Raw genomic sequence first — 22764 nt, forward strand, 5'->3', positions numbered from 1 at the left:
AACCTAGAAGCCGGTCGCGGCGCTGGCAAGACCCCGTTGTCCACCCCTGTGGATAACTCTGTGGGCAACCTGTGGGACGCGCCGCCGGGTGCTGTGGACGGATGGGGGAACACGATGTGAACAACCGGAAGCGGCGGGTCCGCGATCTGGGGTCTGACCTGCGAAAACGTCCATGCACAGGATGTGGACGGAAGAAAGTTGTCAGATTCTTGGGCTACGTTTTGACCTATGGCCGACTCTGTCCCGCGCTCGACTCCAGGCCCGATCCCGCCGTACGTCGACATCCGCCGCAGCAAGCGGCGCAAGCGGACCGTCAGCGCCTACCGCGACGGCGAGCGGGTGGTCGTGCTGATGCCCGACCGGCTGTCCGCCGCGGAGGAGGCGCGGTGGGTCGAGACCATGCTGGCGCGGCTGGACAAGCAGCGCAGCCGGTCTCGCGTGTCGGACGAAAAATTGTTGGCCAGAGCACACGAACTCGCGTGTCGTCACCTCGCCGAAGTGCCCGAACCTGCGTCTGTGAGGTGGGTTTCGAACCAAAACAGACGGTGGGGATCCTGCACTCCGGCGGACAGATCCATCCGTTTGAGCACCAGATTGCAGTCGATGCCCGCCTGGGTCGTCGATTATGTGCTCATCCACGAGCTGGCTCACCTGGTCGAGCCGGCCCACAACGCGGCCTTCTGGGAGCTGGTCCACCGCTACCCCAAGGCCGAGCGCGCCGAGGGGTACCTGGAGGGCATCTCCGCCGCCTCGTCGCTGGACCTCGAGGACTTCTGACCCTCACGTCGTACGGCGTACGACAAAGGGAGGGGTGGGGCTAGCCCCAGGGTGGACTGGGTGGCTTCCTGCATGGTCGCGCCCCACCCCCGCCAGCCAGGCTTTTGCCCGTAGCCAGTGCCACGCCAGGTGCGCTGGGTGGGGCGCCGCCGGTAGGGGTGCAGAGGGGCAGGGAACGTATGGCCAGGGGACAGATCACGGTGCGTGCGGCGCGCTGGAGCGCGACCCATCCGTGGCGGGCGATCGCGATGTGGGTGGTCGTCGTGATCGCCTGTTTCGCCATCGGCTCGATGACCGGGACCAAGCAGTCCGACAACGAGGGCGACATCGGTGAGGTGACCCGGGCCGACACCATCGTCAAGTCCGGCAACTTCGCCGATCCGGACGTGGAGAGCGTGCTGATCACGGCTCCGTCCGGGGCGCTCGACCAGAAGGCGGCCGGCCAGGCGGCCGGCGTGGCGATCCAGAAGATGCGCGCCCTCGGTGGGGTCGCGGACGTCGCCCAGCCGATCTCGTCGGCGAACAAGGACGCGGTGATCGTCAGGGTCACCCTGAAGGACGGTGACGACAATCGTGTCCAGCCGCTGCTCGACACCACGGCTCAGCTCCAGCAGCAGTACCCGAATCTCCGGATCGAGGAGGTCGGCGGACTGTCGATCGACAAGGCCCTCAACGAGACCCTCGGCAAGGACTTCAAGCGTGCGGAGATGTTCAGCCTGCCGGTGACGCTCGCGATCCTCCTGATCGCGTTCGGTGCGCTGATCGCCGCGTCCGTGCCGTTGGTACTGGCGTTGTCCGCTGTGGCGGCCGCGATCGGCCTGTCGGCAGCGGCGTCCCAGCTCATCCCGGCGGTCGATGCGGTGAACAGCGTGATCCTGCTGATCGGTATGGCGGTCGGCGTCGACTACTCGCTGTTCTACCTCCGCCGCGAACGCGAGGAGCGTGCCAAGGGCCGCGGGCATGTCGACGCGGTCGAGATCGCCGCGGCCACGTCCGGTCACGCGGTCGTCGTCTCCGGTACGGCGGTGATCATCTCGATGGCCGGGTTGTTCCTCGCCCGGGATGCGGTGTTCTCGTCGTTCGCGGTGGGCTCGATCCTCGTGGTCGCAGTGGCTGTCGTCGGTTCGCTGACCGTGCTTCCCGCCGTACTGGCGAAGCTCGGCCGCTGGGTGGATCGGCCGCGGATCCCGTTCGTGTGGCGGCTGACCGCCAACCGGGACAAGCCGCGGTTCTGGCCGACCGTGCTGAAGCCGGCGCTGAAGCACCCGATCGCCACGCTGCTGGTCGCCGTCACGGCACTGCTGGCGATCGCGTCGCCGGCGCTCGGGATGACGCTGAAGTTCCCGGGCACTGAGGACCTGCCGCGCGATACGGCGGTGATGAAGGCGTACGACCGGCTGACCGCGGCGTTCCCGAGCACGGGCACCAGTCACGAGGTCGCCGTACGGGCCCCGGCCAACCAGGCGCCGGCGGTCAAGGCCGCTCTGGCCGAGTTGGTGCAGCGGACGCAGAACGACAAGCTCTTCGCTCAGGACGGTCTCGAGGAGCCACGGGTCTCCAAAGACGGCACTGTCACGACTCTCGAGGTCGCCACGCCGTACGCCGGTGGAAGCCAGGAGGCGCGTGACTCACTGACCAAGCTGCGCAAGGAGCTGATGCCGGAGACGGTCGGCAAGGTGCCCGGAGTCGAGTACGCCGTGGGTGGGTTCGTGGCCGCGGACGTCGACTATGCGGCCCACACACGGGCCAAGTTGCCACTGGTGATCGGGTTCGTGCTGCTGCTGACGATGATCGTGATGATGGTGACGTTCCGGTCCGTGGTGGTCGCGGTGACTGCGATCGGACTGAACCTGCTGAGCGCGGGAGCGGCATACGGCGTCGTCACCGCGGTCTTCCAGAACACCTGGGCCGAAGGGCTTCTCGACTTCCGCTCGAACGGCGCAGTGGTCAGTTGGCTGCCACTGTTCCTCTTCGTCGTGCTCTTCGGGCTGTCGATGGACTACCACGTGTTCGTCGTCAGCCGGATCCGCGAGGCGGTGCTGCGCGGCGTACCGACCAAGCAGGCGGTGGCCGAAGGCATCACCGGGTCGGCCGGCGTCGTCACCAGTGCGGCCGCCGTCATGATCGGCGTCTTCGCGGTCTTCGCCACGCTGAGCACCCTGGACATGAAGCAGTTGGGGGTCGGCCTGGCCGTAGCGATCCTGATCGACGCCACGGTCATCCGCGCGGTCGTCCTCCCCAGCGTGATGACGCTGCTGGGCGACGCGAACTGGTGGGCTCCCAAGTGGCTCCGCCGTACGCCCCCGAAGCACGCCACCCAGCCGCCGGCGCCTGAGGAGGAGCGCGAGCTGACCCCGGTCGGCTGACGTCTGTACGACGCCCCACCCGGAGAGTCCGGGTGGGGCGTCCTGCTAGTTCTGGCGAGCTCGGTGCGCGGCGGCTTTGACTCGGCTTTGGCATTGGGGGGAGCAGAAGCGGCGTTGACCGTTGCGGGAGACGTCGACGAAAACGCGGTCGCAGTGCGGAGCGGCGCAGACTCCTAGGCGACCGGCCAGGCCGGTGCCCAAGGCGAGGGCGAGGCCGGCGGCACAGCCTGCCGCCCAGCCGTTGACGAGGCTGTCGTCGGGTCCGTGGAAGTGCAGGCTCCAACCGTCGTCGCGGCGGTCGAGTTGGGGGCGCGCGTTGGTGTCGACGAGGAGTGCGTTCACCTCGTCGGCGGCCCGATCGAGCTCGCCCGAGTGGGCAGCCTCGAACACGACCCGCATGCGTCCGGCGAGCACGGTCAACCGGTGCGCATCGGACGGTTCGACGAACGGGCGTGGGTAGCCGATCGCGGCGAGAGCGTCGCTGACAGCCTGCGTCGCATCGGCCGGCCCGTCGAAGGCGACGCCCAGGGAGTAACCGGGCGTCAGCCGGTTCACGTACTCGACGGAGGCCGCCAGCACGCTCCGCGTATGACTATCAAAAGACACTTGACCGGTCATGGATCCTCTCCGTAGGCTCCTGCGTGACCGATCATAGCGACTTAGACAGTCATGGAGGCGATCATGAGCGCTGTCACCGCCCAGCGGCGCGGCCTGTCCCGGACGGTTTGGATCCTGGTGGTCGCGCGCGCCGTCAACCGGATCGGCGCGTTCACGCTGCCGTTCCTGGGCGTCGTGCTCGCGGTCGAGTTCCACGCGTCGCTGGCCCAGGTCGGGGTGATCCTCGCGCTTTTCGGCGCGGCCACGATCCCGTCGCGGCTGCTCGGCGGCTATCTGGCCGACCGGCTCGGACGTCGCCGTACGATCGTCGTCGGCTTGACCGGCTGTGCGGTCGCGCAGACCTGGATCGCGCTCAGCCACGCGCTCTGGTCCGCCGTTCTCGCGACCGTGCTCCTCGGCCTCGTCTTCGAGATCTACGAACCACCCAGCCAAGCGATGATCGCCGACGTAACAGAGCCCGAGGACCGCCCAGCGGCGTACGGCCTCTACAGCGCCGCCCTCGCCGCGGCCGGCGTTCTGGCCGGTCTACTCGCAGCCGCCATCAGCCACGCGGACCTGCGCTGGCTCTTCGTCGCCGACGCGGTCACCTGTCTGGCGTGTGCTGTCCTGGTTGCCCTTGCGCTGCCAGTCGACGTACGGCGGGAGCACTCAGACGCACCTGCGGTGGCGGTGTGGCGGGACCGCCGATTGCTGCTGCTCCTCGCCGGCGGGACGGTCTTCGCCACCCTCTACATGCAACTGGTCATCGGCTTGCCGCTGACTCTGCTCGACCACGGCCTGTCGAAGTCGGGCACCGGCTACATCCTCGCGCTGTCCGCGGCCGTCATGATCGTCGCCCAGCGCGTGCTGCGCCTCCAGCGCCTGGACGACTTCCAGTCGCTGGCGATCGGGTACGTCCTGCTCGCGGCCGGGCTGATCGTCAGCGCATTCGCGAGCACGCTGTCCGTCTTTCTGGTCGCCAGCGTCTTCTGGACCCTCGGCGATCTCTTCCTCTTGAACCGGTACCTCACTCAGGCCTCCGGCCTCGCACCCGAACACGCGCGCGGCCGCTACCTGGCCGTGTTCGGGCTCAGTTGGGGTATCGCGACGACCATCGCGCCGATGATCGTCACCCAACTGCTCGAGTCCGCCGGACCTCGGGGCCTCTGGCTGACCAGCGCCGGCGCGGCCGTCGTACTCGCGGTGCTGCAGCCGTGGTTCAGGAGGCGACTGGCTCCAGCCTGATGGTCAGCCCCTTCGCGACCGGGGTGTTGCTGCCCTTGGCGACGTCGTCGGCGGACATCAGCACGTTGGTCTCCGGGTAGTACGCCGCGACACATCCACGGGCGGTCGGGTACGACACCAGGCGGAAGCCGGATGCCCGCCGTTCGACACCCTGGAACTCGCTGACGATATCGACGTACGCACCGTCGCTCAGTCCTAGCTCGGCCAGGTCCTCCGGATTCACGAACACGACCTCGCGCGTTCCATGGACGCCGCGGTAGCGGTCCTCGAGCCCGTAGATCGTCGTGTTGAACTGGTCGTGGCTGCGCATCGTCTGCAACAACAGCCGACCAGGTGCCGTCGGCAACCAGGTCAGCTCGTTGGCGGTGAACTGCGCCCGCGCATCGGACGTCTTGAACACGCGCTCGTCCCGCGCCGCATGCGCCAACAGGAATCCACCCTCGTTCGCCCGCAGCCGGTCCTCGAAGTCCTCATAGCCGTCGGCGACCCGGCCGATCCGCTGCCGGATCAGGCTGTAGTCATCGGCGAAATCGGCCCACGGAATCTGCCCGACGTCCGGTACGACGTGCTCCGCCAGCCCGCAGATGATCCCGATCTCCGACTTCATCTCCGGCCCCGGCGGGGTCAGATTGCCGGTGGAGAGATGGACCGCGCCCTGCGAGTCCTCGACGGTCACGGACTGCGGACCGGACGCGGTGTGGTCGTGATCGGTCCGCCCGAGCGTCGGCAGGATCAGCGCCTCGCGACCGGTCACGGTGTGGGACCGGTTGAGTTTCGTCGACACGTGCACGGTCAGGTCGCACTCCCGCAGACCGCGATGCACGACCTCGGTGTCGGGGGTCGCGGACGCGAAGTTCCCGCCCATCGCGAAGAACACCCGGACCCCGCCGTCGCGCAACCGTCGTACGGTCTCGGCCGCGTCGATGCCGTGCTCCCGCGGCGACGTGAAGGAGAACTCGGAGTCGAGTTTGTCGAGGAAGGCGTCCGGCATCTTCTCCCAGACGCCCATGCTGCGGTCGCCCTGCACGTTCGAGTGACCGCGGACCGGACACGGACCCGCGCCCGGCTTGCCGATGTTCCCCTGCAGGAGCAGGACGTTGACGATCTCGCTGATCGTCGCCACGGCCTCGCGGTGCTGCGTCAACCCCATCGCCCAGCAGATCACCGTGGCCTTGGACTTGACGAACCGCTCCGCGAGCTCCTCGATCTCGGTACGCCGCAACCCCGTCGCGAGCTCCACCGCCGGCCAGTCGACCTCGGTGTTGTGCTTGGCGTACAGGTCGTAGCCGCTGGTGTGGCTCTCGATGAAGGACTTGTCCAGCACGGTGCCCGGGTTCGCCGCCTCGGCCTCGAGCAGAAGGTGGCCGAGGGCAAGGAACAGCGCCTGGTCGCCACCGATCCGGATCTGCAGCAGCTGGTCGGCCAGCTTCGTTCCCTTGCCGATCCAGCCGCGCGGGGTCTGCGGGTTCTTGAAGTTCATCAGGCCGGGCTCGGGCAGCGGGTTCACCGAGACGATGTCGGCGCCGTTGCGCTTGGCGATCTCGAGATGGCTGAGCATCCGTGGCGCGTTGGTACCCGGGTTCTGGCCGACGACGACGATCAGCTCGGCTTCTTCCAGCATCTCCAGGGTGACCGCGCCCTTACCGCTGCCGATCACCTTGGACAGCGCCGTACCGGACGACTCGTGGCACATGTTCGAGCAGTCGGGCAGGTTGTTGGTGCCATAGGCGCGGACGAAAAGTTGGTACAGGAACGCGGCCTCGTTGCTGGTCCGGCCCGAGGTGTAGAAGACCGCGTGGTCCGGATCGACGAGTGCCTTGAGGTGGCGTGCGACGACCTGGAACGCCTCGTCCCACCCGACCGGCTCGTAGTGCGTCGCGCCGGCGCGCAGCAGCATCGGCTCGGTGACCCGGCCGAGCTTGCCGAGCTCGAACTCGGGCATCTGGTCCATCGCCTCGACGGAGTGCTCGGCGAAGAACGCCCGCGGCACCCGCTTGCGGGTCGCCTCCCACGCGACCGCCTTGGCGCCGTTCTCGCAGAACTCGGCCGCGTGCTTCCGCTTGTGGTCAGGGTCCGGCCAGGCGCAGGACGGGCAGTCGAAGCCGCCGTCCTGGTTCATCTTCAGGAAGACCTTGCCGGTCCGCGCCGGGCCCATCTCCCGGAAACCGAACTTGAACGACGAGAGCACCGCGGGGACTCCGGCGGCCTTCTTCTTCGGATGTTCGATATCGACCATGTTTCAACCATAAGACCACCTATCACCGGGCGCGGCTTTGATAGGCACGATCTACAGTCGTACGCCATGGAGACCCGTCGTGCCCTCGTCACCGGAGCCGCGTCCGGAATCGGCGCCGCGTGTGCCCGTCGCCTGGCGGCGGACGGCGTACATGTCATCGCGGTGGACTACGACCCAGCCGGCCTCGACACGCTTGAGGGCGTCGAGACCAGGGTGGCCGACCTGTCCGATCTGGACAGCCTGTCGGACCTTCCGACCGACGTGGACATCCTGGTGAACAACGCCGGGGTCCAGTTGGTCGCACCGATCGAACAGTTCCCGCCCGAGAGGTTCAGCTACATCCTGCGGCTCATGCTCGAGTCGCCGTTCCGCCTCATCCGGCAGACGCTCCCACACATGTACGCCGCCCGCTGGGGTCGCGTGGTCAACATCAGTTCGGTCCACGGACTCCGGGCCAGCCCGTACAAGTCGGCGTACGTCGCTGCCAAGCACGGACTCGAAGGACTCAGCAAGGTGACCGCCCTGGAGGGCGCAGCGCACGGAGTGACCAGCAACTGCGTCAACCCCGCCTACGTCCGTACGCCGCTCGTCACCGGACAGCTCGCGGATCAGGCCGCCACCCACGGACTGTCCGAGTCAGAGGTGCTGGAGAAGGTCATGCTCCAGCCGGTCGCGGTAAAGCGTCTGATCGAGCCGTCCGAGGTGGCCGACGTGGTGGCGATGCTCTGCGGTCCGGCGTCGGCCTCCATCACCGGGACGTCATTCGTACTCGACGGCGGCTGGACGGCTCACTAAGCCGCCAACACGATTCGACCTCGCACCCCGCCTTTGGCAACGCGCGCGTACGCCGTCGCCGCGTCGTCCAGCGGATAGGTCTCGGCGACGCGGGTCGAGATGACTCCCGAATCGGCGAGCTGGACGAGTTGCTCGAGATCGGTGCGGTTGGCGTGCACGAAGAGCAGTTGCACGGTGATGCCCCGGAGTGCTGGTGGGACCACTCCGCCCTGGAGATGGATGTGTCGGCCGCCGTTGCGTACCGCCTCCTGCGCTGCGATGCCAACGATCGCGGCGTCCACCAGCGCGTCGACTCCTAGCTCTCGTGCGCACGTTGCGAGGTCTTGAGATCGTGCAATGAAGTGGTCGGCGCCCTGGCGTCGTACCAGCTCCTCATCAGCCTCGGCCGCGCTGGCGACCACGGTGAGTCCGAAGTGCTTGGCGAGCTCGACCGCGTACCCGCCGACGCCGCCGGCCGCTCCAGTGACCAGGACGGTCTGGCCGGGAGCGATCGGTTTGAGCGCTTGGAGAGCCGTGGATGCATTGAGTCCGAACGTCGCTGCGGCCGCGGGGTCGAGGTGTTGCGGCGCAACGGCCACGGTGTCCGCGTCCAGTACGACGTACTCGGCGTGGGTCTTCAACGCCCGACCCAACAGGTCGGCCAGGCCTATCACCGGCGTACCGGGCGTCAGGTCGACTCCAGGCCCGACCGCGTCCACGGTGCCGGCTACGTCCCAGCCGAGTCCGAACTGCTTCCTGGCCGCGGTCAGCCCAGCCTTGACGGCCAGGCCGGCGCTGACGGCTACGTCCACGGGGTTGACGGCCGCGGCGGCTACCTTGATCCGGACCTGTCCCGCAGCGGGCTCGGGTACGGCGGTCTCGATCAGCTCGAGCGAATCCGGTCCGTCCAGCCGGTGGGCGACGAGTGCGCGCATGGTGCTTGCTCCTTGGTCTTTGCTCATGTGATGTCCGAGTTGGTGACACCACTTTCAGAGAGTTACTCTCTGGCGGGAAGTAGGCACTTTGGAGTGCGTACCGCACGAGGAGGAGAGCTATGGCAACGCGATCCGCCGCTCAACGCCGCGAAGAAGCGGCACGTCAGTACGACGCGTTCATCGCGACCTGCCCGACGCGGCAGTTGCTGGACCGGATCAGCGACAAGTGGGTGTCGCTCGTCCTCACCGCACTCGGCAACGGTCCCCAGCGGTACTCCGACCTGTCCCGCCGGATCGCCGGCGTCAGCCAGAAGATGCTCACCCAGACCCTGCGATCGCTCGAACGCGACGGCATCATCTCGCGAACCGTGACGCCGTCGGTCCCGGTCCGCGTCGACTACGAGCTGACGCCACTCGGCCGGACCCTGATGCCCCTCCTCGCCGCGATCAAGTCCTGGGCCGAGTCCCACATGACCGAGGTCACCACGGCCCGCTCGACCTACGACAAAGTGAGCGCCTGACCATGGCCGACTCGTCCGGTGATTCCGCGTCGCCCGTGGAGTCTGCGTCGCCCGTGGATCCTGCGTTGCCCCTGGATCCCGCGTCGCCTCTGGGTCCCGCGTTGCCTCCGGGTCCCGCGTCGCCTCTGGATCCCGCGTCGCCTGCGGATCCCGCCTCGCCTTTGGACCCTGCCTCGCCTGGTGCGTCTGCCGGATCTGATGCTGTGGGACCTGATGGTGTGGTGGATCGGCGGGTGGTGGTTCTCGTCGTACCTGATCGGGGGACGTGGGCGCCGCCTGGCCGCGACTTCGAAGCGTGGCGGCTGGCGCTTGCCGAGGACACGTACGAGGTGCTGGCTGCGTTGGACCGGGTCGACGTCGCGGTAGCGGTCGTCGGCGGCTCCGAGGACACACTGGCCGAGGTGAGTGCGTTGACCTGGCCTGGCACACCTGTCTACGCCACCAACCCTTCACGGCCCGTGCTCGACGCAGTCGAACTCGCCGGCCCGGCCGCAGCAGTGGTGGCCGTCTCCTTCGACGTACCCGATCTGCCGGGCTTGCTGATCGGCAAACTCTTCCGCGCGTTGAGCAGCGCAGACATCGCAGTCACCCCGGCCGAGGACGGTTCGCTGGCCGCAATCGGCGTCAACCGCCCGACAGCCTCGTGGGTCGCGGAGGCCGCCCCCACCTTCGACACCCCACTGGCCGAACTGGAATCACGCAAACCCCGTCGCCACGCGGTCGCGATCGGCCCCGGTTGGCACCGTCTGCGATCAAACGCTGACATAGCGCGACTGGATCCGGGCCTCGAAGGCTGGGATGCCACAAGATCTCTACTTCGTCGCAGTTGACCCGTCACCTTCGCCGTTCGCGCTCGTTCATCTAGCAGCGGGGGACTCCTGGGGGGAGTCCGGACCGATCTCGATGCCGTTCAGGGGCGGTACGCGAGTCAGTCCACCGCCCGCCCGAAGCCCCACCCTGACGGGGCCAAAGGCACACATCACGGGGAGAGGCACAAACCACGGGGACAGTACAACGGCGTGAACTCATCGGGGGATGAGCCCACACCACGAGGACGAGACGAAGCATCACAGAACGGGGATCCACGGGGGATCAAGCAGTACGGCGTGCACTCGTCGACAGACGAATGCACGCCGGCACGACCGAAATCGGCAACACCACAAGGGATTCACGGATCCGGGGGGATCGACGGGGGACCAGCAGTACGACGCAAGCCCATCGGAGGGATGAGCAAGCGCCGGCACGACGAACACCCACGGGGATTCACAGGCCCAAGCTCTGTGAATGAACGGCAGTACAGCGCGCACCCATCGGGGGGATGAGCACACGCTGAGACGACGAACGGAAGTCAGCAGCACCAACGCGGTGACCGACGAGGATCACGGGGGATCCAACGAGGACGAGCACCACGGCGTGCGCCTGTCAGGGGACGGGCGCACGCCGAAAGCGGTTACACAGCAGGGCTTCACGGGGACCAGCAACACACCGTGCACTCGTCGGCCGACGAGAACACAACAGCACCACCTGTACAACGGGGCACTCACGGGGGTAAACAGCAAGCCAAAATCGACAGCACGGCGTGCGCTCGTCGGGGGACGGGCACACGCCCGGATCGGCTGTACAGCGGGGGCTCACGGGGGTGAGCGGCAAGCCAAGATCGGCAGCACGGCGTGCGCTCGTCGGGGGACGGGCACACGCCCGGATCGGCTGTACGGCGGGGGCTCACGGGGGTGAGCGGCAAGACAGGATCGGCAGTACGGCGTGCGCTCGTTGAGGGACGGGCGTACGCCCGGATCGGCTGTACAGCGGGGGGTACTCACGGGGGTGAGAGTGATAACGGGGGTCGGCTGTACAGCGGGGACCTGAGGTACGGCGTGCGCTCGTTGAAGGACGGGCGTACGACCGGATCGCTTGAAGGGGGAACCCACCGGGGCGGTAGTAGGACCGGGCGTCGGCTTCACGCCGGGACATACGGGCGTGAGCGGTCGGACGCGGGGTCGCGTGCGAGATGATGTGCGACGAGACCCTTGTATTACAGGGATGCACCGCACCACGGCCTCAACCCAGCGGCGGTTGACCGGGTTGTAGCCCGACAGAACCGCCGTACAGCATCGATCGACCCGAGGAAGCGGCACGACGCCGTGCGCCCGTTGGAGGACGAGCGTACGACCGGATCGGTTGAAGGGGAACTCATCAGGCCGGGCAGTAGGACGCCGCCCGCACGCCGAGAACTCACCGGCGTGAGTGCTGCGGCGCGAGATCTACCCAGAGCGATGCTGTGCGAAGAGACCTCTTGTATTACAGAGATGCAGAGCGACAGAACCTCAGCGCAGAGGCGATCGACCGACTTCTCGCGCGACAGAGCCGCCGCACAGCAGAGATTGACCGGGCGAGCAGCAGTACGGCGTGCGTTCGTTGGAGTTGTGAGTACGGCGGGGGCCGGTTGTGCGGCGGGGTGCTCGCGGGGTGTGTGGTACGGCGGGGGCCGGTCGTGCGGCGGGGTTGGCGGGGAGTGGGCGTGCGGCGGGGAATCTATCGGTGTGAGCGGTCGGACGTGGGTCGCGCGGGGAGGTTATGCGGCGGGATCCCTTGTGTTGTGGGGATGTCGTGTGACACGGGATCTGTGCGGCGGGGGTGTGATGCGCGACGAGGTGTCGTGCAGCGGGGAGTGGGAGGGTGCGGGGATTTGATGCTGTTCTGGAGTGGGGGCGGCTGGTTTGGCCGGGCCGCGGTTCGTATCGGTCCGGTGGTTACGCGGTTTGGCGTAGGCGGGCTTGGGCTTTGAGGGTCAGGTGCTGGACGGTGTGGTCCAGGTCCTCGGGGAGACTGTCGACGGGAAACCAGCTGAGGTCGTGGGACTCGTCGCTGACGATGTAGTCCGTGCCGGCGGTTGCGGTTACCAAGTACTGGACGTCTAGATGGAACGTCCCAGCACATCCACCGGCGAGGATCTCGTGGCGGGAGAGCTGCAGTGGCACGGGGTCGATCGTCAGGTTGTCGAGGCCTGATTCCTCGAGTGACTCACGAAGCGCCGCACCGGCCAGCGTGGTGTCGCCTGGTTCGCAATGACCGCCGAGTTGAAGCCACCGTCCGACCGTCTTGTGCAGGGTAAGCAGCGCACGCATACCCGTCGCGTCCACAACAAGTGCACTCGCCGTTATGTGCTCAGGCCGACTACTCCGCCAAAGCCCGTCGGCATGCTCAGCCAGATACCGCAGGTAGTGCTCCCGCAGCCCGCCCTGCTCAGCATCAGGCGCAACCCACCCCTCCAGCACCCCAACCGCATCCCGCCAAAGCCCCAACCCGTCGACCACATCACCCTCAATCACCCACCAAGTCTCCACCACCTCGAACCCCACGCCACAACCGGAGCCATCAACCCCACGACACGAACCAGGTTTCGGCGGGGGCGCCCGGCTCGCAGAGCGGCGGGCGGCGGGTCGCAGTGCTGAGCATGCCTCGCGCCCGCGACAGTGCGGTCGGGTTCACCTTGCTGCGTACACTGCCGGCTTGTGTTCCTGGCCGTGACGTCAAGCGCGCGTGTGACGGTTACCCGTTCGATCCGGAGGGCTAAGTAGTGTCTGGGCGACCTGAGATTGTGTGCATCTGTGGCTCTGCGCGATTCGTGGACGAGATGCACGCGGCGAACCGTGAGCTGACCTTTGCGGGCGTCATCGTCGTCGCGCCGGGCATCTTCCCGCGCGCCGAGGGTCGAGACGTGAACGAGGTCATCACCGACGAGCAGAAGAGCGCGTTGGGCGCGCTCCACCTGCGCAAGATCGACCTGGCCGACCGTGTTCTGGTCGTCAATCCGGGCGGGTACATCGGCGAATCCACAAGCGGAGAGATCGCCTACGCCCGATCGACCGGCAAGCCGATCTCGTTCACCAACCCCGCCTGACCAACCAACGCTTCCTCGCCCTCGCCCTTGCGTAGGCGGCTATCGGGTCGCGGTTCCCGGCGCTGACGGAGCCGACAGAGATCACCTAGCGGATCGACCGGTCAGTCACCTAGCGTCCTCGCGGATCGCCAACCGACACCAGTGGTCCCGGAGGCCGGTTGACTTCGGTGACCACCTCAGGGCCTGGCCGCGACCTGCTGGTGGCAGCAACGTGAGCGCTGCCAGGGCGCTACGTCGTGGAGCGGAGCTTCACCAGGTTGAAACCGTGGACGCGGCCCGCCCTGCGAGGAGGTGACGATCCGGTGGGAGCTACTTGGTGGGGTTGGGGCCGTCTTCGGGGGTGGTTTCTTCTGGGGGGAGGAAGTCGGTGATGTCGATGTCGGCCAGTTCGCCGGCGTGTTGGGCGAAGCCGATGGGGTCGTCGAGGTCCGAGGCGCTGGGGAGGAGGTCGGGGTGCGACCACAGCTCGTCGCGGCCCTCTACGCCTCGAGCGTCGCGGACAGCGGCCCACAGGTTCGCGGCGTCGCGGAGGCGGCGCGGTCGCAGCTGTAGGCCGACCAGCGTGGCGAACGTCTGCTCGGCCGGTCCACCAGCCGCACGGCGCCGTCGTACTGTCTCGGCAAGCTGGACGGCGGACGGCATCCGGTCCTTGGTCGCCTGCCGTACGACGTCGTCCACCCAACCCTCGACCAACGCCAGGTTGGTCTCGAGCCGGACGAGCGCGGCCTTCTGCTGCTCGGAATCCTCGGGCTCGAACATGCCGCCGGCGAGCGCCTCCTGGATGGCTTCAGGATTCTGCGGGTCGATGTCGGCCATCGCGGACTCGATCTTCGAGCTGTCGACCTCAATGCCCGCGGCGTAGTCCGCGACTGCGGCCAGCAGGTGCTGCCGTAGCCACGGCACCCCCGCGTACAGACGCTGATGCGCGACCTCGCGGAGAGCCAGATAGAGCCGAACGTCCTCGTCGGTCAGCCCGAGACCCTCGGCGAACTTTGCGACGTTGTCCGGGAGTAGCACAGCCTGACCGGTCGGCCCGAGCGGCAGCCCGATGTCGGACGAGCTCACCACCTCGGTGGCGAGCTCACCAAGCCCCTGCCCAACCTGCGCGCCGAACACGGATCCACCCAGCTGCCGCAGCATGCCGGCCATCGGGCCGGCGAACTGCTGAGCCTCGGCGGGGAGCGCGTTGCCCATCGCACCTGCGACGTGCTCGGCGACCGGGTCGACCATGGTCTGCCAGACCGGGAGGGTGTTCTCGACCCACTCCGCGCGGCTCCAGGCCGCGGAGGTGGTGGACGCCTCCGGCAGCGTCGTCGCCTCGTCGAGCCAGTGCTCGGCCAGCCGCACCGCGTCCGATACCCGGTCGCTGTCGGTCGGCGTCATCGACCGGTCTCCGGCCGCGGAGACGGTCTTCCGGGCGATGTCCTTGGCCAGATCCCAGTTCACCGGCTTGCCGTCGGTGGAACCGCTCAGCAACTGCTGGACCTGGGCGAAGATCGCGTTCAGGTCCGGGGTACCGCCCGCGCCGGCCGCACCGGAGAACTGCTGGAACATGGCCTCGAACGGAGTTCCCTTGAACGGGTTGTCCGGTTCATCGCTCATTGGAGTGGGCCTTCCTGTGCGGGTGGGACGTACAACTCCAACGTACTGGTTCCACCGATCCGTTCCGCCCCCGGCGAACGCTTTGTGCCCCTGGTTTGCCCCTGGCAGATCCCCGGCCCGCCTCCGCGAGCAGCCAAAACACGCGAAGGAGCGGCCCGGAACCCGGGAGGGAGAGGCCAGAACACCGGTAAGGAGAGGCCAGATCGCGGGAAGGGTGAGGAAGGCAACTGTCCCGGAAAGGGGACCGGATGCGTGCCCGGAGGGTCGGGCGAGGGAGAATCGAGGCGAGCGAGGGACGCCTCGCAGCGAGTTTTCGGCGGATGTGTGTGACAGTCGAGGGACGCCGGGGATCGCCGAGAGTTCGGGGAATGCAGGAATGAGGCACGGATGAGCGACACGATCAGGCTGCTGGACATTCGCGAGGACGTCCTGTCCAGCGACGAGGTGCTGGCCGCTGTCGCCGACCCGACCGCCGGTGGAACCGCTCTCTTCATCGGGACTGTGCGTAACCACGACCAGGCCAAGCCGGTCGATCTGCTCAGCTACGAGGCCCACCCGGACGCGCTGGAGCACCTGCGGACGGTGGCTCAGCGGATCTGTGACGACCCGGCGGTGACCGCGCTGGCTGCTGTCCATCGCACCGGGGACCTGAAGATCGGGGACGCCGCCGTCATCGTCGCGGTGGCTGCCTCGCACCGCGATGTCGCCTTCGCCGCCTGTCGCCGGTTGATCGACGATCTCAAGGCCGAGGTTCCGATTTGGAAACACCAGCGCTTCAGTGACGGTGCCAGCGAGTGGGTCGGCGCTCACTGACACGTACTCTGGGCGCATGAAGGTGGCCGGATGAAGGTTTTGGCGTGGCTGGCGTTCCCGCTGGTCGCCACGCTGCTGGCAATGTGCTGGGCGGCCTGGCGTGGGCGGAGCCGCGGTCCGCGCAAATCCGGTGGCGCCTTCGCATCCGTCGACGACTTCCGTCGTTTCAACGAGGCGATCGCCGCACCCGGCCCCAGCGCCACTCCCGAACGCCGTCGCGGTCTGGGTCGTCGCGCTGACACACCGTCCACCAAGAGTGCAGGGCAGGGTTCGTGACACGTCGTACCGCCACATTGGTCACCTCGATCGTCGTGCTGGTGATCTCGCTCGGACTGCTCACCGCGTTCCCGGTGCCGTTCGTTTCGTTCAGCCCCGGGCCGGTCAAGGACACGCTGGGCTCGGCGAAGGGCAAGCCGGTCATCGAGGTCACCGGGCACGAGACCTTCCCGACCAGTGGCCAGCTCGACCTGACCACCGTCTCGGTCACGTCGCCGGACCGTGAACTGACCCTGCCGCAGGCGATGCGCAACTGGCTCGATCCGCACCACGACCTGTTCCCGCGCGACATCATCTATCCGCCGAACCAGAGCGCCGATGAGGTCGAGCAGCAGAACACCGCGGAGATGACAGGCTCGCAGGACAGCGCGATCGCGGCTGCTCTGCAGGCCGCCAAGGTCCCGTTCCACGCGAAGGTCTCGACGGTCGCGAAGGACACTCCGGCCGACGGCAAGCTGAAGCCGGGCGACGTCGTCCTCGCAGTCGACGGCCAGGCGGTGACGCAGGTCCCGCAGGTCGGCGACCTCGTCCGCAAGCATAAGGTCGGCGAGAACGTCCTCTTTCTGATCCGCCGCGGCAGCAGCGAGCAGACCGTGCAGCTGAAGACCGCGGCCACGCCCGGCGAGACGACCCGCCCGATGGTCGGCATCACGATCGGCGTCGACTCGCCGGTGAAGGTGACGGTCAACCTCGGCCAGGACATCGGTGGCCCGAGCGCCGGTACGGCGTTCGCACTGGCCATCTACGACAAGCTCACGCCGGGCGCCTTGCTGGACGGCAAGCACATCGCCGGCACCGGCACGATCGACGCGCTCGGCCAGGTCGGCGCTATCGGCGGTATCCAGCAGAAGATCGCCGGTGCCAAGAACGACGGGGCCACGATATTCCTGGTCCCGGGCCCGAACTGCGAGGCAGCCCTGCACGCAGATGTGAAGGGCATCCAGCTGGTGAAGATCACCACCCTGAACGAGGCGATCAGTGCCCTGCAGGCGGTCGCCACCGGAAAGGGAGATGTCCCGGCATGCACATCCTGATCGACCCGTACGCCTCGGCCAGCCGAAGGGAAGCTCTGCCGGCATGGACTCTGTAGACACTCTGCCCCCCGACGCACTCAGTCGCGCGGTGATCGAGATCGAGAAGCACGTCAGCAGCGCGGGCTGGGACCAGCCCGCGCAGCTGTTCGCGCTGGTCCCCACTGAGGAACTACTCCGGGCGGAACCGCAACTGGCGGCCGAGCTCGGAGCCGAAGACGCGTCCCAGCCGCTGACTCCGGTCGCGCAGGGCGAGCTGCCCGGCGGCGTCGAGGACGAACACCTGGCCGACGCGCTGGCCCGGATCGAGTGGCCCGACGGTGTCAGCGGTTGCGCGCTGGCGATCGAGCGCATCGTCCTGCCGGCCTCGGCCGAGGCCGGTCTGTCCAGCGTCGAATCCGACGCCGAACTCGCGCGGATGGCTGGTAGCGACCCGCGCCGCCACGAGGTCCGGATGGTCGCGGCGGTGCTGCGCGAAGGCGACCGGTTCGGAGCCGTCCGGTTGCGGTCCCACGACGAGGACAGCGCCGTACTGACCGGCGCCGACTTGGTCCCCACTCTGTGCGAAGTACTGTCTTTGACATTCGAACCCTCATCCGGCAGCCGGCCGGGCGAAGGTCCTGGGGTCGACGGCGTGAGCGACGACGAGGAGAACCGACCATGAGTGACGGCGTCTACGACATGCCGGAGGAGCCGCGGCGAACGCGGCGAACGGGCGGACGTCCACGGGCTCTGCTGCCGACGATCGCCACCCTGATCGTGCTGGTGATCCTGTTCAGCGTCTTCACCGACGTCTGGACGCAGCGGCTCTGGTACCGCTCGGTGGATTTCGGCTCCGTGTTCAGCACTGTGCTCGGGACGCGAGTGCTGCTGTTCGTGGCCGTCGGCTTGCTGATGGCGGCGGCCGTCGTCGCGAACATCGTGATCGCGTTCCGCTCCCGGCCCCGGGTCGCGCTGGCGCCGTCGCCCAGCCCAGGCTTCGAGCGGTACGGCGAGCTGCTGCAGCAGCGCGGGAAGATCGCGATCGGCGTGATCGCCACGCTGATGCTCGTCTTCGGCGGGTCGGCCGCGTCGGGGGAGTGGAAAGTCTTCCTGGCCTGGCGTAACCGGACGCCGTTCGGTGTTACCGACAAGCACTTCAACAAGGACATCGCGTTCTTCGTCTTCGACTACCCGTGGCTGCGTGTCCTGCTCGGCTTCGGCTACTCGATCGTGCTGCTCTCCTTGGTCGCCGCGATCATCACCCACTACCTGTACGGCGGCTTCCGTCCGTCGGCCAAGGGCCAGAAGGCGTCCGGCGCCGCGCAGGTGCAGTTCTCCGTGCTGCTCGGTCTGCTCGTTCTGCTGAAGGCCTTCAGCTACTGGCTGGATCGGTTCGGTCTGACGACCTCGGACAGCAGGCTCTTCACCGGTATCTCCTACACCGGCGACAACGCCGTCCTGCCCAGCAAGGAGATCCTGGCCGTCATCGCGGTCCTGTGCGCCTGCTTGTTCTTCGCGAACGTGGTCCGCAAGACCTGGCTGCTGCCCGGCGTGGGCACGGTCGTGCTGATCTTGTCGGCGATCCTGCTCGGCGCGTTGTGGCCGGCCGCGCTGCAGCAGTTGCGCGTACGTCCGAGCGAGCCGGTGCGCGAGGCGCCGTACATCACCAAGAACATCGAGGCGACGCGGCAGGCCTACGGCTTGGAGAAGGTGCAGGTCCTCAACTATCCGGCCGCCACGACGGCGAAGCCGAGCGAGTTGCTGGCCGACACCGAGGTGCTGCCCGGCATCCGGCTGATCGACCCGACCGTGGTCGGCCCGACCTTCGAGCAGTTGCAGCAGGTCCGTGGTTTCTACTCGTTCCCGACCGATCTTGACGTCGACCGGTACAAGGTCGGCAACAAGGTGAACGACACCGTAATCGCGGTTCGCGAGGTCCAGATCGACCGGCTGCCCACCGGCCAGCGCAACTGGAACAACGACCACACCGTCTATACCCACGGATACGGCGTCGTTGCCGCGAACGGCAACCAGCGCGCGGCCGACGGCACCCCGGTCTGGTCCGAGAAGGACCTGCCTCCGACCGGCGACCTCGGTGACTACGAGCCCCGCATCTACTTCGGTGAGCAGTCCCCGGACTACTCGATCGTCGGCGGACCGAAGGGCGCCCAGGCGGTCGAGCTCGACACGCCCGAGGGCAAGAACGGCGGCGACCCGACGCTGAACACCTACACCGGCAAGGGTGGCGTCTCGATCGGATCGTTCGGCAACAAGTTGCTCTACGCAACCAAGTTCCGCGATGCGAACATCCTGTTGTCCAGCCGGGTCAACGCCGATTCGAAGATCCTCTACGACCGCACTCCGCGGGAGCGGGTCGAGAAGGCGGCGCCGTGGTTGACGCCGGACGGTGACCCGTACCCGGCGATCGTCGACGGCCAGGTGGTCTGGATCGTCGACGGCTACACCACTTCGGCGAACTACCCGTACTCCGAGAAGGTCGCCCTCGACGACAGCACCCGCGACACCACCACCGGCCGCGGCACCATCGCGCAGCAGCCGAGCGAGCAGATCAACTACATCCGCAACTCGGTCAAGGCCGTCGTCAACGCGTACGACGGATCGGTCGAGCTGTACGCCTGGGACGAGAGCGACCCGGTGCTGAAGACGTGGATGAAGGCGTTCCCGGGCACGGTCAAGCCACGCTCGGACATCTCGCCGGCGCTGATGGAGCACCTGCGCTACCCGGAGGACATGTTCAAGGTCCAGCGCGACGTCCTGGCCAAGTACCACGTGCAGGACTCGACGACCTGGTACCAGAACAGCGACCTGTGGCGTGTCCCGGCCGACCCGACCGCGGTGACCTCGGGCAGTGATTCGTCCTCGCAAATCAAACAACCTCCCTTCTATCTCTCGTTGCGGATGCCAGGTCAGAACGAGCCGAAGTTCTCGCTGACCTCGGTCTACGTGCCGAACGCGGAGCGGGAGAACCTGACCGCGTTCATGGCCGTCGATTCCGAAGCATCGTCGCCCGACTACGGGCAGTTCCGAATATTGCGATTGCCTGCCAACGTGCAGATCCCCGGTCCGGGACAGGTGTTCAACAAGTTCCAGACCGACGAGGGCATCAGAACCGCGTTGCTGCCGATCAACCAACCGTCCAGCGGCGCAAGAGCCCAGTTCGGCAACCTGCTGACGCTGCCGCTCGGCGGCGGCCTGCTGTACGTCGAACCCGTGTACTCGGTCCGGACGAGTGGACCGGGTAGCTATCCGGTGCTGCGGTACGTGCTGGTCTCGTTCGGAGATCGTGTCGCCTACGGCTCCACGCTGTCGGATGCGTTGACCAAGGTCTTCCAGACCAACGTCGACACCGGCGAGCAACCGCCGGGCACGTCAAATCCGACGAATCCGACCAACCCGACAGTTACGCAGGCGCTGGCCAGGGCGCAGACCGCCTACGCGGCTGCCCAGACGGCCCTGAAGAACGGGAACCTGGCCGAGTACCAGAAGCAGGTCGACGCGATGGCCAAGGCGCTCGACGACGCGGTCAAGGCGGGCCAGGCGGCACCGACGCCCACACCGACCGGCACACCGTCGCCGACGCCGACCGACACTCCGTCGTCACCGACGAGTCCGCCGAGTTCGCCGACAGGCTGACCCGACAGGCTGACCCCGACAGGCCGGCCCGCAGGGTGCTTCCCGGGGCGGCGACACCGACACACAGTCGGGGTCGCCGCCCCGTTCAGTTGCCTAGGGCATCAGGCCGGTTCTGGGTGGAAGCCGGCCGCGGTGTCGAGCAGGTCCTCGTCGGTGAAGCGGTCCGGGTCGACGGTCACCTCGGCCGCGACGCCAGGAGCGACGAAGTAGAACACCTCGTTGCCCGCGAGGAGACCGTCGTACCCACCGACCTTGACCGGGGTCAGCTCCCAGCTGTCCGGGTCCTTCTCCTCGTAGCTGATCAGGAATTCCTTGAGCGCCTCGAGATCACCGAGCTTCTCCCCGCGGAGCGTCTTGACGGTCAGATCGACCTTGAACGCACCCTCGGGATCAGGCCCGGTCTCCCAGACCCGGCTGTGGAAACTCACGTCTTCCCACTCGTACTCGAAGTCGCTGGGGGCACCGATGCCGTCGGGAAGGTGGTCGATCACGAAGCCGTCCAAGGTGCAGGCCCTTTGCTCGGTCGAAGGAGGTGCCACGGAATATCCCGAGCGACAGCCGAGCTCGCTCGCGGCGGCCGGACCGATCGCCAGCGTGCCGAGTGACGCGAGGACGGCCGCGCTCCCAATCACGATACGACGGGCCGGCGGAACGATGCGGGAACGAAGGGACGAACACGACATGGCTGCCTCCTGGGAACCGTGACGCCTCGCCTGCTGCGAGACGCCTTCTCGCCCAAGAACATGCCGTGATCACCCCACGATTCGACCGGCGATTTCGAACCTGTGGACAACCGGCCTGTCAGTATCCGATGAGTCGATGCAGCCGATGGAACGTCTGCCGGAAGCCAAGCCTGGGCCACGTCCGCGACGACAACAGGTTCGTCACTCTCCAATCGGTCACCACCGACGTGTACCCGGTGTCGGCCGACCATTGCAGCACCGCCTCACCGAGCGCGCGGCCGGCGCCATGCCCTCGAGCTTCCGGCAGTACGGCGGCAAACCCCAGGAAGCCGGCGTTGTCCGGCCGCGCGAGCCCACTGTGCGAACTCGACTTCTCCAACGAGCACCCGATCGAGGAGCCGATCACCCGACCGTTGTGCTCGGCAACGAACGTCGCGTAATCCGGGTCGTCGAACGACTCCTCCCAATCGGCAAGCGCCTCCTCGAGCGTCGGCAGATCCCCAGCCGAGAACACCGGCGACAATGCCTGGTGCCGAGGCAGAGCCAGATCCAGCTCCGCCAGTACGGCGATGTCGCCACGGACTGCACGCCGTACGACGAGCTCCGGTGGCGGGGCAAGCGCATCAGCCGGCGCCGGCTGGATCGCATGCGCGTGCTGCGAGCCGAATCCCAGCCGAAACCACGCGTCGATCAGCTCGGCATCATCCGGAACCAACGCGTAGTGCGCCGTCCGGCCGTCATCCACCCATTTGGTCGCGGCGGCGCCGTACAGGTCGCGGATGTGTTCAGGCTCACGTACGGCGTGGCCCGCGGACTCGACCCAGATGTTCGGGCCCCAGACCGACGACCGTTTAGGTGCCCCCAGCACATATCCGGTCAGTTCGTCGCCCTGGATCATGACCGCTCCGGACGCGCTCTCGCTCTCCCACACAGCCGTCAGCTCGACCTCGGCGAGCTGCAAATCCTCATAATCGGCCGGAAGCAGCGGGTGGCGGCTCCGATGCTCCTTGTGCCGCTGCGCAAGCAGACCGGCGGCCGCACCGAGATCCCCCTCCTCGAACGGCCGGATGACGCGTCTGGACATACCCGGACGGTACGCCGCTAGCACCGTCACGAACACGGGTTTTCGCCGAGTCGGAGCCACCCCGGTAACCGATTTGGTTGCTCGGCCCCGATCCTCTAAACTAAAGACACAACGGCGCGGGGTGGAGCAGCTCGGTAGCTCGCTGGGCTCATAACCCAGAGGTCGCAGGTTCAAATCCTGCCCCCGCTACCACTGTGATGTCTCAGGACATCGCGGACGGCCGAACCCAATAGTCGTGGGTTCGGCCGTCCTTTGTTTTAGCGGGTGGGGCCTGGTGGTCTGCCGGT

The 22764-nt window shown here is 67.4% G+C and carries 19 protein-coding genes and 1 tRNA gene; 13 read left to right on the top strand and 7 right to left on the bottom strand.

Annotation, left to right across the window (positions count from 1 at the left end):
- The first annotated feature begins 228 nt into the window (after positions 1-228).
- Positions 229-777 carry a YgjP-like metallopeptidase domain-containing protein gene (locus tag ACWF4Z_RS25055; protein WP_452245569.1) on the top strand — a complete coding sequence of 183 codons (549 nt, stop codon included), beginning with the start codon at positions 229-231 and terminating at the stop codon, positions 775-777.
- Between the two features lie 179 nt (positions 778-956).
- Positions 957-3143, top strand: a complete 2187-nt coding sequence (locus tag ACWF4Z_RS25060; protein ID WP_452245570.1) for an MMPL family transporter — start codon at positions 957-959, stop codon at positions 3141-3143.
- Positions 3144-3188: 45 nt separating this feature from the next.
- Here the strand turns inward: ACWF4Z_RS25060 and ACWF4Z_RS25065 are convergent, their stop codons facing one another.
- Positions 3189-3761 (bottom strand): CGNR zinc finger domain-containing protein, encoded by a 573-nt coding sequence (locus ACWF4Z_RS25065; protein ID WP_452245571.1) that lies wholly within the window; start codon positions 3759-3761, stop codon positions 3189-3191.
- A gap of 63 nt (positions 3762-3824) precedes the next feature.
- Here ACWF4Z_RS25065 and ACWF4Z_RS25070 point away from each other — a divergent pair, with 63 nt between their 5' ends.
- Positions 3825-4985: an MFS transporter gene (locus ACWF4Z_RS25070; RefSeq protein ID WP_452245572.1), complete on the top strand. Its 1161-nt coding sequence runs from the start codon at positions 3825-3827 to the stop codon at positions 4983-4985.
- Here ACWF4Z_RS25070 and ACWF4Z_RS25075 read toward each other — a convergent pair.
- Complete coding sequence (locus ACWF4Z_RS25075; RefSeq protein ID WP_452245573.1) at positions 4960-7221, bottom strand: FdhF/YdeP family oxidoreductase; 2262 nt, start codon at positions 7219-7221, stop codon at positions 4960-4962. The genes ACWF4Z_RS25070 and ACWF4Z_RS25075 overlap by 26 nt on opposite strands.
- 66 nt (positions 7222-7287) lie before the next feature.
- Between ACWF4Z_RS25075 and ACWF4Z_RS25080 the strand changes: the two genes are divergently transcribed.
- Positions 7288-8016, top strand: a complete 729-nt coding sequence (locus ACWF4Z_RS25080) for a 3-hydroxybutyrate dehydrogenase (protein WP_452245574.1) — start codon at positions 7288-7290, stop codon at positions 8014-8016.
- On the opposite strand, the gene ACWF4Z_RS25085 is transcribed toward ACWF4Z_RS25080, so the two are convergent.
- Positions 8013-8930: an NADP-dependent oxidoreductase gene (locus ACWF4Z_RS25085; RefSeq protein ID WP_452245575.1), complete on the bottom strand. Its 918-nt coding sequence runs from the start codon at positions 8928-8930 to the stop codon at positions 8013-8015. The genes ACWF4Z_RS25080 and ACWF4Z_RS25085 overlap by 4 nt on opposite strands.
- Positions 8931-9049: 119 nt before the next feature.
- Here ACWF4Z_RS25085 and ACWF4Z_RS25090 point away from each other — a divergent pair, with 119 nt between their 5' ends.
- Together ACWF4Z_RS25090 and ACWF4Z_RS25095 are read left to right on the top strand one after the other, a co-directional pair.
- Positions 9050-9451 carry a winged helix-turn-helix transcriptional regulator gene (locus tag ACWF4Z_RS25090; protein WP_452245576.1) on the top strand — a complete coding sequence of 134 codons (402 nt, stop codon included), beginning with the start codon at positions 9050-9052 and terminating at the stop codon, positions 9449-9451.
- 221 nt (positions 9452-9672) lie between these two features.
- Positions 9673-10281, top strand: a complete 609-nt coding sequence (locus ACWF4Z_RS25095; protein WP_452245577.1) for a DUF2064 domain-containing protein — start codon at positions 9673-9675, stop codon at positions 10279-10281.
- A gap of 1920 nt (positions 10282-12201) precedes the next feature.
- Here the strand turns inward: ACWF4Z_RS25095 and ACWF4Z_RS25100 are convergent.
- Positions 12202-12780 (bottom strand): NUDIX hydrolase, encoded by a 579-nt coding sequence (locus ACWF4Z_RS25100; protein WP_452245578.1) that lies wholly within the window; start codon positions 12778-12780, stop codon positions 12202-12204.
- Positions 12781-13085: 305 nt separating this feature from the next.
- Here ACWF4Z_RS25100 and ACWF4Z_RS25105 point away from each other — a divergent pair, with 305 nt between their 5' ends.
- On the top strand, positions 13086-13352 hold the full coding sequence (locus ACWF4Z_RS25105; protein WP_452245591.1) for a hypothetical protein: 267 nt from the start codon (positions 13086-13088) through the stop codon (positions 13350-13352).
- Between the two features lie 309 nt (positions 13353-13661).
- On the opposite strand, the gene ACWF4Z_RS25110 is transcribed toward ACWF4Z_RS25105, so the two are convergent.
- On the bottom strand, positions 13662-14954 hold the full coding sequence (locus ACWF4Z_RS25110; RefSeq protein WP_452245579.1) for a zinc-dependent metalloprotease: 1293 nt from the start codon (positions 14952-14954) through the stop codon (positions 13662-13664).
- A gap of 387 nt (positions 14955-15341) precedes the next feature.
- Between ACWF4Z_RS25110 and ACWF4Z_RS25115 the strand changes: the two genes are divergently transcribed.
- Genes ACWF4Z_RS25115 through ACWF4Z_RS25135 form a run of 5 tightly spaced genes read left to right on the top strand, consistent with a single transcriptional unit; the run spans position 15342 to position 20710 of the window.
- Entirely contained in the window at positions 15342-15767 is a 426-nt protein-coding gene (locus ACWF4Z_RS25115) for a molybdenum cofactor biosynthesis protein MoaE (protein ID WP_452245580.1), read from the top strand.
- 30 nt (positions 15768-15797) lie between these two features.
- Positions 15798-16043 (top strand): hypothetical protein, encoded by a 246-nt coding sequence (locus tag ACWF4Z_RS25120; RefSeq protein WP_452245581.1) that lies wholly within the window; start codon positions 15798-15800, stop codon positions 16041-16043.
- Positions 16040-17077, top strand: a complete 1038-nt coding sequence (locus tag ACWF4Z_RS25125) for a YlbL family protein (protein ID WP_452245582.1) — start codon at positions 16040-16042, stop codon at positions 17075-17077. The genes ACWF4Z_RS25120 and ACWF4Z_RS25125 overlap by 4 nt, the downstream gene beginning before the upstream one ends.
- A 43-nt stretch (positions 17078-17120) precedes the next feature.
- The gene (locus ACWF4Z_RS25130; RefSeq protein ID WP_452245583.1) at positions 17121-17738 is read left to right on the top strand and encodes a PPA1309 family protein; all 618 of its coding nucleotides are present in this window, start codon (positions 17121-17123) and stop codon (positions 17736-17738) included.
- Positions 17735-20710: a UPF0182 family membrane protein gene (locus ACWF4Z_RS25135; protein ID WP_452245584.1), complete on the top strand. Its 2976-nt coding sequence runs from the start codon at positions 17735-17737 to the stop codon at positions 20708-20710. Before ACWF4Z_RS25130 ends, ACWF4Z_RS25135 begins: the two co-directional genes overlap by 4 nt.
- A gap of 101 nt (positions 20711-20811) precedes the next feature.
- On the opposite strand, the gene ACWF4Z_RS25140 is transcribed toward ACWF4Z_RS25135, so the two are convergent.
- Entirely contained in the window at positions 20812-21342 is a 531-nt protein-coding gene (locus ACWF4Z_RS25140) for a hypothetical protein (protein WP_452245585.1), read from the bottom strand.
- Between the two features lie 169 nt (positions 21343-21511).
- Positions 21512-22477, bottom strand: coding sequence for an N-acetyltransferase family protein (locus ACWF4Z_RS25145; RefSeq protein WP_452245586.1), 966 nt, complete (start codon positions 22475-22477; stop codon positions 21512-21514).
- Positions 22478-22592: 115 nt separating this feature from the next.
- On the opposite strand from ACWF4Z_RS25145, the gene ACWF4Z_RS25150 reads away from it, so the two are divergent.
- Positions 22593-22669, top strand: a tRNA-Met gene (locus ACWF4Z_RS25150).
- The last annotated feature ends 95 nt before the right edge of the window (positions 22670-22764 follow it).

Source organism: Kribbella sp. NPDC055071, from assembly GCF_053608045.1.